The following is a 12,785-nucleotide window of genomic DNA, read 5'->3' as shown; positions in this document are numbered from 1 at the left end:
GTCGATCCTTTGACTCCCTATCGCCTACCGTGGTCGTCATGAAGCTTCTGTCGCTGAATCTCGGCCGGGCGCAGGCCGTCGAGTACACGGACCAGGCCGAGGGCGTGACCGGCATCGACAAACAGCCGGTGCCGGGTCCTGTGCGGGTCGCGGCGCCCGGGCCCAAGGGGACCGGTGGGAGCGGCCTCGTCGGGGACGCGGTGTGCCACAAGCGGTTCCACGGCGGGGATCACCAGGCCGTGTACGCGGTCGCGCGCGAGGATCTCGACGACTGGGAACGCGAGCTGGGCCGGACGCTGCGCTCCGGCTCCTTCGGTGAGAACCTCACGACGCAGGGAGTCGACGTGTCCGGGGCCCGGATCGGGGAGCGCTGGCGGATCGGGCCCGAGGTGGTCCTTGAGGTCACCTGCGGGCGCATCCCCTGCCGGACCTTCCAGGAACACCTCGGTGAGAAGGGGTGGGTGAAGCGGTTCACCCAGAAGGGGGCACCCGGCGCGTATCTGCGTGTCGTCGAGCCCGGCGAGATCCGCTCCGGCGACCCGATCGAGATCGTGTACAGGCCGGACCACGACGTCACGGTCGCCCTCCAGTTCCGTGCGGTCACGACCACGCGGGAACTGCTGCCGCGACTGCTGGACGCGGGCGAGTCGCTGCACCCGGAGTCGCGCGCGATCGCCGAGAAGTACGTGGCGTCGCTCGGCGTCTGAGGACCTGTCCGGGCAGCGGATGCGCAGGCGGTCGCGCACCCCGTGTCCCGGCGCCTGAGGACCTGTCCGGGCAGCGGATGCGCAGGTGGTCGCGCACCCTGCGCGGAAGTCGCGCGGCGCGCGCGGGCGTTGGGGCGCGGGGCGTCGGACCACAGTTGAGGTCATTAACCTTGCGCCATGACAACGGCTCTGATTACTGGATCGACCGCGGGTATCGGCGCCGCCTTCGCGCGGCGTCTGGCGGCTGACGGGCACAACCTCGTGCTGGTGGCGCGTGACACCAAGCGGCTGGGCGAGCAGGCGACCGAGCTGCACGACCGGCACGGCATCGAGGCGGAGGTGCTGACAGCTGACCTGGCGACCGACGACGGCATCGAGGCGGTCGTAAAGCGGCTGAGCGACCGCAAGCACCCAGTCGACCTGCTGGTCAACAACGCCGGCTTCGGCAACAAGGGCCGCTATCTCGACGTATCGATGGCGGATGAGCTGACGATGCTCAAGGTGCACTGCGAGGCGGTGCTGCGGCTGACCTCGGCGGCGACCGAGGCCATGCGGGAGCGCGGCCGGGGCGGGGTCGTCAATGTCGCGTCGGTGGCGGCGTTCGTGCCCCGGGGGACGTACGGGGCATCCAAGGCGTGGGTCGTGCAGTTCACGCAGGGCGCGGCGAGGGATCTGGCCGGCAGCGGTGTACGGCTGATGGCGCTGTGCCCCGGATTCGTGCGCACGGAGTTCCACCAGCGCGCCGGCATGGGCACGGACAACATCCCCAACTGGATGTGGCTGGACGCCGACAAGCTGGTCGCCGCCGCGCTCACGGACCTGGCCCGCGGCAAGAGCCTGTCGATTCCCGACCCGCGCTACAAGGCGCTGATGGGTGTGGTGAAGGTGACGCCGCGGGCGTTGCTGGGCGGGGTCACGTCGAGGACCGGGCGGAAGTACGGGCCCCAGTAGGGCCGACAAGACCAGTGGGAGCGGCAGGACCGGAGCCCGTAGCGCACGGGAGAAGCCCCCGTTCCCTGCGGGAACGAGGGCTTCTTCGGAAGCTGGTGCCTCAGTGCGAGTGGCCGTGGCCGTGGCCCGCGTCGGCCTCTTCCTCGGCCGGCTTCTCGACGACCAGGGTCTCGGTCGTGAGGAGCAGGGAGGCGATGGAGGCGGCGTTCTCCAGGGCGGAGCGGGTGACCTTGACCGGGTCGATGACGCCGGCCTTGACCAGGTCGCCGTACTCGCCGGTGGCGGCGTTGAAGCCCTGGCCCTTGTCGAGCTCGGCGACCTTGGAGGTGATGACGTAACCCTCCAGGCCGGCGTTCTCGGCGATCCAGCGCAGCGGCTCGACAGCGGCCTTGCGGACGACCGCGACACCCGTGGCCTCGTCGCCGGTCTTGCCGAGGTTGCCCTCGAGGATCTTGACGGCGTGGACGAGCGCGGAGCCACCACCGGAGACGATGCCCTCTTCGACCGCGGCGCGGGTCGCGGAGATGGCGTCCTCCAGACGGTGCTTCTTCTCCTTGAGCTCCACCTCGGTGGCGGCGCCGACCTTGATCACGCACACGCCGCCGGCCAGCTTCGCGAGGCGCTCCTGCAGCTTCTCGCGGTCCCAGTCGGAGTCGGTGTTCTCGATCTCGGCCTTGATCTGGTTGACGCGGCCCACGACCTCGGAGGAGTCGCCGCCGCCGTCGACGACCACGGTGTCGTCCTTGGTGATCGTGACACGGCGGGCGGTGCCCAGCACGTCCAGACCGATCTGATCGATCTTGAGGCCGACCTCTTCGGCGACGACCTGGCCGCCGGTGAGGGTGGCGAGGTCGCCCAGCATCGCCTTGCGGCGGTCGCCGAAGCCGGGGGCCTTCACCGCGACGGCGTTGAAGGTGCCGCGGATCTTGTTCACGACCAGGGTCGACAGGGCCTCGCCCTCGACGTCCTCGGCGATGATCAGCAGCGGCTTCGAGGCGTTTGCCTGGATGACCTTCTCAAGCAGCGGCAGCAGGTCCTGGATGGAGGAGATCTTGCCCTGGTGGATGAGGATGTACGGGTCCTCCAGGACGGCCTCCATACGCTCCTGGTCCGTCACGAAGTACGGCGACAGGTAGCCCTTGTCGAAGGCCATCCCCTCGGTGAACTCCAGCTCCAGACCGAAGGTGTTGGACTCCTCGACGGTGATGACACCGTCCTTGCCGACCTTGTCCATCGCCTCGGCGATGAGCTCGCCGACCTGGCTGTCCTGAGCGGACAGACCGGCGACGGCCGCGATGTCGGCCTTGTCCTCGATCGGACGGGCGGTCGCGAGGAGCTCCTCGGACACGGCCTTGACCGCGGCGTCGATGCCCTTCTTGAGGAGGGCGGGGGACGCGCCGGCGGCGACGTTCTTGAGGCCCTCGCGTACGAGCGCCTGGGCGAGCACGGTGGCGGTGGTCGTACCGTCACCCGCGATGTCGTTGGTCTTGGTCGCCACCTCCTTCACCAGCTGGGCACCGAGGTTCTCGTACGGGTCGTCGAGCTCGACCTCGCGGGCGATGGTGACGCCGTCGTTGGTGATGGTGGGAGCGCCGAACTTCTTGTCGATGACGACGTTGCGGCCCTTGGGGCCGATCGTCACCTTGACCGTGTCGGCAAGCTTGTTGACGCCGCGCTCGAGGGCGCGACGGGCGTCCTCGTCGAACTTCAGGATCTTCGCCATGGGAGCGATTCAGCCCTCTCGAAACTCTGGAAAATCTGGGGAGAACGAACGGCGCCCCCGACGCCCGACTACTTGCGGTCGCGGGGGGCCAGGGGCGCAGTTCACTACAAAACCGGTTGGGAACCGGGGTGAATTACTTCTCGATGATCGCGAGCACGTCGCGAGCCGAGAGGACGAGATACTCCTCGCCGTTGTACTTCACCTCGGTGCCGCCGTACTTGCTGTACAGCACGATGTCGCCGACAGCGACATCGAGCGGAAGACGGTTACCGTCCTCGAAACGGCCCGGGCCCACCGCAAGGACGACGCCCTCTTGGGGCTTCTCCTTCGCGGTGTCCGGGATGACCAGGCCAGAGGCCGTGGTCTGCTCGGCTTCGAGCGGCTGGACCACAATGCGGTCCTCGAGCGGCTTGATGGCAACCTTGGAGCTGGTGGTCGTCACGATCCGACCTCCCCCTTCGGAGATCTCACGGGGTTAACTGTCTGAGGTGGCGACCAGGTGGACCCGTCGTCGCGGGAGCCGGATCTACCTGTCGTCATTGGCACTCTCCAGGGGGGAGTGCCAGACCCGAGACTATGACTGCGATTAGCACTCGGTCAAGCGGAGTGCCAACGCGGCGCCTGGCGACCCGTGAAAATCACAGCCCCTGGATGCCCGCGGATACCCCTGAATACGTCAGAGGTAGTCCTCCAGCCGCGCCGCCGTGAACCCCTCCGCCTGGACCCGGCGCAGCAGTCGGACCGTCGCCTCCGTGAGGTTCGGTTCGTCGAAGCCGGACAGGATGTCGCCGGTCTGCAGCGGCGCGTCGTCGCCGGCGTCCCGCCCTCGTACGACGGCCGCGATCCCGCAGTCCGCGGCGGCACGCAGCGTGGTGGTGTCGTACGTCCCGTACGGGGGCCGCAGGAAGCGGGGGCGGATGCCGAAGCGCTGCTTGAGCTTGTCCTGCTGGCCGCAGATCTCGGCGCGCTGGCCGACGTACGGCAGGCCTCGCAGGGAGGGGTGGTCGAGGGTGTGGTTCTGCACGGTCGCACCGACCGCCCGCAACCGCGCGAAGTGCCCGTACCCCGGCCCGACCACACTGTCCGTGAGGAACATGCTGACCGGCAGCCGCAGTTCACGGACCATGTCGACGAACCGCGGATCGCGCTCGGCACCGTCGTCGTACGTCAGGAAGACCACCTTGTCGCGGGTGGGCACGCGGTCCACGACCGGCGCGAGGCCCGGGCCCGCGGCGGGCGCGGCCCGGGCGGACGGTTTCGGTGCGGGGGCGAGCGGCACGGACAGCCCCCAGCGGCGGTACGTCGCCAGGGTCGGCCCGTGCGAGCGCGCCTTGCTCACCTCGTGCGCCGCCTTCTTTCCCAGCCGTTCGATCGGGTCGACGGACTGGGCGCAGCCGGACAGCAGCACGCAGGCGAGCAGTCCGGCGACGATCCCGCAGGGCCGCGGTCTCACAAGTAGTCCTCGATGCGGGCCACCGCGTACCCCTTGTCGGTCACCATCTTCATGAAGCGGCGGACCATGTCGGGCATCGTGCCTTTCCAGTCCTCCTTGCCGCGGAAGTGGGTGAGGACGATGTCGCCGGGATGCAGATCGCGGTCCCACTCGCGGTACTCCCAGTGGTCGACGAAGATCTCCTCGTTCCACAGCGGGGCGGCCTTGATACCGCAGGACTTGGCGGCGCGCAGGGTGTCCTCGTTGTAGTTGCCGAACGGCGGGCGGAAGAGCGTCGGGCGCTTGCCGAACTGCTTCTTCATCACGTCCTGCATGCCGCAGATCTCGCGCTTCTGCTGCTCGTAGGAGAGTCCGGGCAGGTAGGGGTGGTGGAGGGTGTGGTTGTTGAGTACGACGCCACGGTCGCGCATCTTGCGGAAGTACCCGTAGTCCTCCTTGACCAGGTAGTCGCTGAGGAAGGCGGTGTACGGGATCTTCAGGTCGCTCATCATCCGCAGGAACGCCGGGTCCTTCTCGGCGCCGTCGTCGATGGTGAGGAAGATGACCTTGTCCTTGGTGGGGATGGTCGTGAAGACCGGCGGCAGATCCTCCCCGTCCTCGACCTCGAAGCCGTCGCGGAACTCGATGACCGGCTTCTTCGCCGGGGGCGCCGGCGCGGCGAGCGGCGTCCTGGCCAGGCCCCAGCGCTTGACCGCGGCGGCTTGTGCGGCCTTCGCGAGGCGGAGCTTGGCGGCGGCGTCGAGGGCGGGCGGCGCCTGACGGCCTGGCGCCGGTTTCACGGACCTGGAGTCGGCGCCGCCGGCGCAGCCGGTCACGAGGGCGAGCGCGGCGATGCCGACGCGGGCAGCCGTCAATTTCATACCGTTTTTGTAATTTTGTCTTACTGATCGCATGGCGCCGGATCCTCGCAGGGCAGAGCCCGTACGAGGCCACGACACCGCGGCCGGACGCACACCGTCCACCGACTGGCCCACAATGGCCCGGTGAACGACCTGGATCCGCCGTCCCCCCTCGCCTCCTTCGCCGACCTCCTCACCCCCGAGGGCCGCGCCCTGCTCGACGAGGTGCGCGGCACCGATCCGGCGCGGGAACTGGCCGTCGCCACCCGACTGCGCCGCGAGCACCCCGCCGAACTGGTCTCGGCGGCCCTCGGGCAGGCGCGGCTGCGACAGCGGGCAGCGGCGAAGTTCGGGGCCGGGGACGCGGAGCGGATGTTCTTCACCCCCAACGGGGTGGAGCAGTCGACCCGTACGACCGTCGCGACGCATCGCGCGCAGCGGCTGCGCACCCTCGGCGTCCGCTCGGTCGCCGACCTCTGCTCCGGCATCGGCGGTGACGCGATCGCGCTCGCCCGCGCCGGGATCCGGGTCCTCGCCGTCGACCGGGACCCGCTGACCGTGGCGGCGGCGCGCGCGAACGCCGACGCGCTCGGCCTCGCGGACCTGATCGAGGTGCGCGAGGCGGACGTCACCGAGGTGGACGTGTCCGCGTACGAGGCCGTCTTCGTGGACCCCGGGCGCCGGGGAGGCCGCGGCCGGATCTTCGACCCGGAGGCTTACTCACCGCCCCTGTCGTGGGCCGTCGGCGCCGCCTCGGACGCTCCCCTCGCCGCCCTGAAGATCGCTCCCGGTATCCCGCACGAGGCGATTCCCGCAGAGGCGGAAGCCGAGTGGATCTCGGACGGCGGCGATGTGAAGGAAGCGGTGCTGTGGTTCGGCACCGAGCCGGGGCTGGTGCGGGCCACACTGCTGCCGGGGCCGCGCGAGGTGCGGGGACGCGGGCTGCCGGACCCGGCGGTGCGAACCGTCGGGCCCTATCTGTACGAGCCCGACGGCGCCGTCATCCGTGCCCATCTGGTCGCGGAGGTGGCCGAGGAGCTGGACGGCGGGCTGATCGACGAGACGATCGCGTACATCACGGCGGACAAGGCGCGTGCGACCCCGTACGCCGCCGGTTACGAGATCACCGATCAACTCCCCTTCGGCGTGAAGAAGTTGAAGGCGCTGCTGAGGGAGCGGGGGGTGGGCGTGCTGACGGTGAAGAAGCGGGGGTCGGCCGTCGAGCCGGAGGAATTGCGGCGCAAGGTTCTGCCGAAGGCACAGGGTCCGCATTCGGCGACGGTGTTCCTGACCCGGGTCGCGGGGGCGCCGACGATGCTGGTGGGGCACCCGCTGACGGTCTGACCTCGGCGTCTCAGGACTGCGGCGGGTCCAGCTCACGGATCCGCGCCCGCAGCAGCTCCCTCTCCTGCTCGTTGCGCGTCAGCGCGATCGCCCGTTCGAACTCCGCCCGCGCCTCAGCCGTACGCCCGAGCCGGGCGAGCAGATCACCGCGGACGCTGGGCAGCAAGTGGTAGTCGCGGAGGGCGGGTTCGGCGGTGAGGGTGTCGATGATCTCCAGGGCGGGCGCCGGGCCGTCCACCATCGAGACGGCGACCGCGCGGTTCAACTCGACCACGGGAGACGGGGATCGGGCGGCCAGGAGGCCGTACAGGGCGGCGATCTGTCGCCAGTCGGTGTCCTCGTACGCGTACGCCTGCGCGTGACTCGCGGCGATGGCGGCCTGGAGGGCGTACGGGCCGGGGCCCGTGGTGGTGACGGCGTTCGCGCGGCCCAGGGCGGCGAAGCCTCGGCGGATCAACATGCGGTTCCAGCGGCGGCGGTTCTGGTCCTTGAGCAGGACCGGCTCGCCCGACGGACCGGCGCGGGCGGTCGCGCGTGACGCCTGGAGCTCCAATAGGGCCACGAGGCCGTGCACTTCGGGTTCTTTGGGCATCAACTCGGCCAGCACGCGGGCCAGTCGCAGGGCGTCCTCGCACAGGGCGGGGCGCAGCCAGTCCTCGCCCGCGGTGGCCGCGTACCCCTCGTTGAAGATCAGGTAGATGACCTCGAGGACGGACCCGAGGCGCGCCTCCCGCTCCGGGCCGTACGGCACCTCGAAGGCGACGCCCTTCGTCGCCAGTTTCCGTTTGGCGCGCACGATGCGCTGGGCGATCGTCGCCTCGGGGGCGAGGAAGGCACGGGCGATCTCGGGGGTGGTCAGGCCCCCGAGCAGCCGAAGGGTGAGCGCGATGCGGGCCTCGGCGGAGAGGACCGGGTGGCAGGTGGTGAAGACGAGCCGCAACAGGTCGTCGTCGATGTCGTCCGGGTCGGCGGGTTCCTCGAAAGGAGTGGTCGTGTCCAGGTCACGCCCGATCTCCGCCAGCTTGGAGGCATACCGCTCCCGGCGGCGTACGAGATCGATCGCACGGTGCTTGGCCGTGGCCGTGAGCCAGGCGCCCGGGTTGTCCGGTACCCCGTCCCGCGGCCACTGCTCCAGCGCCGCGACCAGGGCGTCCTGCGCCAGCTCCTCAGCGATGCCGACGTCGCGGACGATGCGGGTGACGCCGGCGATGACGCGCGGGGACTCGATCCGGAAGATCGTCTCCACGGTTTCGGCTGCGTCGGACACGGGCGCGGTGATGGGGGGCTGCTGTTTCACCTTAGTTTCCTCGCAGGCTGCCCGGTCCCTTAGCGCCGGGGTGAATGCGAGCCCCTGCGGAGCAGGGCGGGTATAGCCGAATCGCCGCCGGGCGATTCGGTGTCCACGTAGACGGTGGCGAGCCCGACCTCAAGCAGGTAGATGATCTCGGAGTTGAGAGACCGCCGGTCGGCAGCCGCCTGGGTGTCCAGCCGTTCGCGGAGTTCGTCGGGGAGGCGTACGTTCAGCTTGTTCATGGCCCCATTGTAGGGCTAGCGTGGGGCCATGGCCAGGTTCCGGATATACCCCGACGCGCAGCAGGAGCAGCAGATGCTCGAACACTGTGCGTCCGCCCGGTACGTGTGGAACCTTGCCGTCGAGCAGCATTCGCACTGGTCCAAGGGCCGGAAGGCCGCTCCGGGCTTCGCGGAACAGTGCAAGCAGCTCACCGCAGCGCGCCGCGACAATGACTGGCTGGCGTCGGGGAACGCGGATGTGCAGCAGCAGGCGTTGAAGGACTTCGCCAAGGCCAAGGCCGCGAAGTTCAACTCGGGGTTCGGTGAGCCGACCTGGCGCAAGAAGTTCACGCATGAGGGTTTTCGGGTCATCGGGACCGACCGCGTTCCGGAGTTCAACGACGACGGCACGGCAAGGATCAGTCCGAAGACCGGTAAGCAGGTCATGAACCGGTCAGTCGTGGTGCAGGGGCTCAATCGCAGGTGGGCTCAGGTCAAGGTGCCCGGATGTGGCTGGGTCCGGTTCCGCCTCAGCCGCGCCGGGCTGCCGCAGGCGAAGACTTTCCGTGTGACCTTCGGCAACGGCCAGTGGCACGTCGCCTTCGCGATCATCCCCGAGCCGATCGCCGCACCCGGTACGGGTGAGGTCATCGGCATCGACCGGGGCGTGAAGATCACTGCCGCACTGTCGGACGGCCGCAACCTCAACTGCCCCCAGTTCACAACTCGGGAGCGGGCGCAGATCCGCAAGCACCAGCGCAGGGCCGCACGCGCCCCCAAGGCCAGCCCCGCCAAGACGGCCGAATATTCCAAGGTCGCCAAACTCAAAGCCCGTGAGGCGAACCGCCGCAAAGACTGGTGCGAGAAGAACAGCACCATGCTCGCCCGTACCTACGATCTGGTGCGGTTCGAGAAACTGAACATCAAAAACATGACGCGCTCAGCGAAGGGAACCGTCGAGGAGCCGGGCAAGCGGGTCCGCCAGAAGGCCGGGCTGAACCGGGCGATTCTCGCCCAGGGATGGGGCCTGCTCCGGCAACGCACCGAACACAAGGCCCCCCACCGGGTCGAAGACGTCCCCGCCCCCTACACCTCCCTGCGGTGCAGCGAATGCGGATGGATCGACAAGAACTCGCGCAAGAGCCAAGCCGAGTTCGTCTGTTCGTCCTGCGGTTTCACCTGCAACGCAGACACAAATGCAGCAACCAACGTCGCGGCAGGACAGGGCGCAAGCCCCGGGCGCTCAACCCGTGCCGGAGGGGCGACAACGGCCACCCGCCGTTCGAACGCCCGTGAACCTCAACCCACCTGGGTTGAAATCCCCCTCTGTCAAGAGGGGGAGGATGTCAAAGCCCCCCATCAGACACCCGGCGGCCGTAGGCCAAGGAACCGCTCAGCCCTCCGCGATCTCCCGCACCTCGGACGTGACCGTCCAGTGCTCCTCGTGGACCCTGAGGAAGCGCTTGGTCCACTCGATCGCCTCGGCCTTGTCCTTGGCCTGGATGAGCGCGTAGCCGCCGACGACCTCCTTGGACTCGGTGAACGGGCCGTCGGTGACGGTCAGTTCACCCTTCTCCCAGCGGACCCGGGTGCCCTGCGAGGTGGGCGTGAGCCCGGCGGTGTCCAGCATCACGCCCGCCTTCGTCATCTCCTCGATCAGCTCCCCCATCCGCTGCATCAGCTCGGGGCTGGGGCCCTCGGCGGGGGCATTGGCCTCGTCGATACGGACCATCGACAGGTAACGCGGCATGGTGACTCCTTCAGCAGCGGGCGGGGACAGTCCCTGCCTCTCACTCATGCGTCGAACGGGAGACGCCTGTCTCGACACTGTCTCCGGAAACTTTCGAGATTTCTTCCCCAGGGAGCGTTTTCGCAGGTCGCAGCCGCCGTTGCGGCTTCCCGTGCAGCACGGCGGCCGCCACGGACGCCGCGGCCAGCAGCCCGGAGGTCAGCCAGAAGGCCGCCGAGAACCCCTGCACGCGCCCTGCGGGACCGGCTCCCGTCGCGCTCGCCGCGACCGTGACCAACACCGCGAGCCCCACGGCTCCGCCGACCTGACGCGAGCTGTTGAGCAGCCCGGAGGCCATCCCGGTCTCTGGCGCGGCCACCCCCGTCGTGGCGGCAGTCCCCACCGGTACGAAGCACATCCCGATGCCGACACTCGCCACGGCGGACGGCCCGAGCACCGACAGCCAGAAGCCTCCGTCGACCGCCACGGCAAGCGCGAACCACGCGAACCCGGCCGCGCCCAGCAGCCCGCCCGCCACCAGCAGCGCCCGCGCGCCGACTCGCCCCATCAGGCGGGTGGCGAGGGCCGAGCCCACGACGATGCCCGCGCAGAACGGCAGGAACGCGTACCCGGTGGCCGTGGGCCCATACCCGAGCACCTGCTGCATGTAGAGCGAGGTGAAGTAGAAGGCGGCGATCTGGCCCGCCGACATCAGCAGGGTGAAGACGTTAGCGGCGAGCACCGGGCCACCGGCCAGGATCCCGAGTCGCAGCAGCGGGCGCCGTACGCGCGCCTCCGTGATGGCGAAGGCGCCGAAGAGCAGGACCGCCCCGGCGAGGGTGCCGAGGGTCGGTCCGGCCGTCCAGCCGGACGCCTGCGTGCGAACCAGTCCGAAGACGAGTGCGGTCGTCCCGGCCGTGACCAGCAGGGCGCCCGCCAGGTCGAGCCGCTCCCTCGTCCCCGTATGCCGGTCGGTGGGGACGGCGTACCGGGCTACCGCCAGGGCGGCGATCACCACCGGCACGTTGATGAGCATGACCGCGCGCCAGCCCGCCCAGTCGGTGAGCAGGCCGCCCGCGAGCACCCCGACCGCACCGCCGACCGCACCGGCCGCGCCCCACAGCCCGAGTGCGCGTGAACGGGCCGCCCCCGCCGGGTAGTTGGCGGTGATGAGGGCGAGCGCGACGGGGGCCAGACAGGCAGCGCCGACACCCTGCACGGCGCGCGCGGCAATCAACTCCCCCGGCGAGCCGACGAGTCCGCCTGCGAGGCTCGCGGCGCCGAAGACCGCGAAGCCGCCCATGAGCACCCGTCGCCGGCCGACGATGTCGGCGAGCCGCCCGCCGAGCATGAGCAGGCCGCCGAATGTGAGCGCGTAGGCGTTGACGACCCAGGTCAGCGACTCGCCGCCGAATCCGAGGTCGCTGCCGATGGCCGGCAGCGCGACATTGACGACGGACATGTCGAGCGAGACGAGGAACTGCACGGCGAGGAGTACGGGCATGAGCCCGGCTCGCCAACGAGCTTGCTGTATCTGCGAGTTCACCATGCGAGGCAGGTTACTATACGCGTATAGAAATTCAACGGGGGAGAATGCTCCCGTGGCAGAAAAAGGGAGTGCGGAGCGCGGGCCCAAGACAGTGGGGCGCCCGCGCCGCATCGAGGCATCGCAGATCGTCGACGTGGCCCGGCGGATCATCCGGGAGGAGGGCGTCGACGCCGTCTCCATGCGCCGGGTTGCCAAGGAGGTCGGCACGACGCCGATGGCGCTCTACCACCACGTACGCGACAAGGACGAGTTGCTGATGCTCACCCTGTCCGGCATGGCGGCCACGGTCCCGCGCCCCGCGCTGCCCGAGGACCCGCGCGACCGAGCCCTCGCCACCGCCCTCCACATGCACGCGGTGCTGCGCAGCATGCCCTGGGTGGTCGAGGTCCTGGGTCTCGGCGACCTCACGGACAGGGGCGCGCTGTGGATGGTCGAGGAGATCATCGCCTCCGCCGTCGCCTGCGGTCTCACTCCCGACGAGGCGGTCCGCGCGTACCGCACCATCTGGTACTGCGTGTACGGCGACCTCGTCTTCCGCCGAGCCGTCGACCGCCGGGCGGCGGAGCCGGACCGCAAGCGGCACTTCCCCGCCCTGCTGAAGGACGAGGACGCTGCTGAACTCCCCTACCTGACAGCCCTGTCGGACCGGTGGGAGGACCTGACGGAGGGGTACGACGTGACGGTGCAGCTGCGGGCAGTGGTGGACGGGGCGCTGCGGCGGGACTCCTAGACGTCCGGGGCCTGACTGGAGCGCTGCCGGAGTTTGCTCAGTCGGCGAAGTCCTTCAGATTCTCGGTGACCAGGGTGAAGCCGACGGAATCGGGCAGCTCGATCGCGGCGCCGAAAGGCCGAGCGGTACCCGAGCGGTATGTGCCGTCTTCCGGATCTGAATACACCGTGACAGCCGCAGCCTCCCTGTCGATCAACAGGTAGCCGGCGATACCCATGGCCGCGTAAGCAGTCCCCCGAAAGGGCCAC

Annotated in this window: 13 protein-coding genes and 1 pseudogene; 5 read left to right on the top strand and 9 right to left on the bottom strand. The window is 69.5% G+C overall.

Going from position 1 to position 12,785, the window contains the following annotated elements:
* The first annotated feature begins 38 nt into the window (after window positions 1–38).
* A complete protein-coding gene (locus AB0N66_RS20860; protein ID WP_365436963.1) occupies window positions 39–707 on the top strand; it encodes an MOSC domain-containing protein in 669 nt (222 codons plus the stop codon).
* Between the two features lie 177 nt (window positions 708–884).
* Window positions 885–1,658 (top strand): SDR family oxidoreductase, encoded by a 774-nt coding sequence (locus AB0N66_RS20855; protein ID WP_365436960.1) that lies wholly within the window; start codon window positions 885–887, stop codon window positions 1,656–1,658.
* 100 nt (window positions 1,659–1,758) lie between these two features.
* Here AB0N66_RS20855 and groL read toward each other — a convergent pair whose 3' ends face one another.
* The 4 genes from groL to AB0N66_RS20835 form a co-directional block, all read right to left on the bottom strand.
* Window positions 1,759–3,381, bottom strand: coding sequence for a chaperonin GroEL (groL, locus tag AB0N66_RS20850; RefSeq protein ID WP_365436957.1), 1,623 nt, complete (start codon window positions 3,379–3,381; stop codon window positions 1,759–1,761).
* A 133-nt stretch (window positions 3,382–3,514) separates the two neighbouring features.
* The gene (gene groES / locus AB0N66_RS20845; protein WP_266455850.1) at window positions 3,515–3,823 is read right to left on the bottom strand and encodes a co-chaperone GroES; all 309 of its coding nucleotides are present in this window, start codon (window positions 3,821–3,823) and stop codon (window positions 3,515–3,517) included.
* Between the two features lie 234 nt (window positions 3,824–4,057).
* Window positions 4,058–4,834 (bottom strand): polysaccharide deacetylase family protein, encoded by a 777-nt coding sequence (locus AB0N66_RS20840; RefSeq protein ID WP_365436954.1) that lies wholly within the window; start codon window positions 4,832–4,834, stop codon window positions 4,058–4,060.
* Window positions 4,831–5,694: a polysaccharide deacetylase family protein gene (locus AB0N66_RS20835; protein ID WP_365436951.1), complete on the bottom strand. Its 864-nt coding sequence runs from the start codon at window positions 5,692–5,694 to the stop codon at window positions 4,831–4,833. Before AB0N66_RS20835 ends, AB0N66_RS20840 begins: the two co-directional genes overlap by 4 nt.
* A gap of 105 nt (window positions 5,695–5,799) precedes the next feature.
* Between AB0N66_RS20835 and AB0N66_RS20830 the strand changes: the two genes are divergently transcribed.
* Window positions 5,800–7,017 (top strand): class I SAM-dependent methyltransferase, encoded by a 1,218-nt coding sequence (locus AB0N66_RS20830; RefSeq protein ID WP_365437498.1) that lies wholly within the window; start codon window positions 5,800–5,802, stop codon window positions 7,015–7,017.
* A gap of 10 nt (window positions 7,018–7,027) precedes the next feature.
* Here the strand turns inward: AB0N66_RS20830 and AB0N66_RS20825 are convergent, their stop codons facing one another.
* Window positions 7,028–8,314, bottom strand: coding sequence for an RNA polymerase sigma factor (locus AB0N66_RS20825; protein WP_365436948.1), 1,287 nt, complete (start codon window positions 8,312–8,314; stop codon window positions 7,028–7,030).
* Between the two features lie 29 nt (window positions 8,315–8,343).
* Window positions 8,344–8,550, bottom strand: coding sequence for an Arc family DNA-binding protein (locus AB0N66_RS20820; RefSeq protein WP_365436945.1), 207 nt, complete (start codon window positions 8,548–8,550; stop codon window positions 8,344–8,346).
* Window positions 8,551–8,578: 28 nt separating this feature from the next.
* Between AB0N66_RS20820 and AB0N66_RS20815 the strand changes: the two are divergent.
* A pseudogene (locus AB0N66_RS20815) lies at window positions 8,579–9,733 on the top strand (transposase); the annotation flags it as partial.
* Between the two features lie 189 nt (window positions 9,734–9,922).
* Here AB0N66_RS20815 and AB0N66_RS20810 read toward each other — a convergent pair.
* Entirely contained in the window at window positions 9,923–10,279 is a 357-nt protein-coding gene (locus AB0N66_RS20810; RefSeq protein WP_365436942.1) for a YciI family protein, read from the bottom strand.
* Between the two features lie 40 nt (window positions 10,280–10,319).
* The gene (locus AB0N66_RS20805; protein ID WP_365436939.1) at window positions 10,320–11,807 is read right to left on the bottom strand and encodes an MFS transporter; all 1,488 of its coding nucleotides are present in this window, start codon (window positions 11,805–11,807) and stop codon (window positions 10,320–10,322) included.
* A gap of 52 nt (window positions 11,808–11,859) precedes the next feature.
* Here AB0N66_RS20805 and AB0N66_RS20800 point away from each other — a divergent pair, with 52 nt between their 5' ends.
* Entirely contained in the window at window positions 11,860–12,537 is a 678-nt protein-coding gene (locus AB0N66_RS20800; RefSeq protein ID WP_365436936.1) for a helix-turn-helix domain-containing protein, read from the top strand.
* A gap of 37 nt (window positions 12,538–12,574) precedes the next feature.
* Here the strand turns inward: AB0N66_RS20800 and AB0N66_RS20795 are convergent, their stop codons facing one another.
* Window positions 12,575–12,754 carry a hypothetical protein gene (locus AB0N66_RS20795; RefSeq protein ID WP_365436933.1) on the bottom strand — a complete coding sequence of 60 codons (180 nt, stop codon included), beginning with the start codon at window positions 12,752–12,754 and terminating at the stop codon, window positions 12,575–12,577.
* Window positions 12,755–12,785 lie beyond the last annotated feature (31 nt).

The sequence above is a fragment of the Streptomyces sp. NPDC093544 genome (assembly GCF_040683495.1).
GTDB lineage: Bacteria > Actinomycetota > Actinomycetes > Streptomycetales > Streptomycetaceae > Streptomyces.
This window is presented reverse-complemented; position numbering and strand designations above follow the sequence as displayed.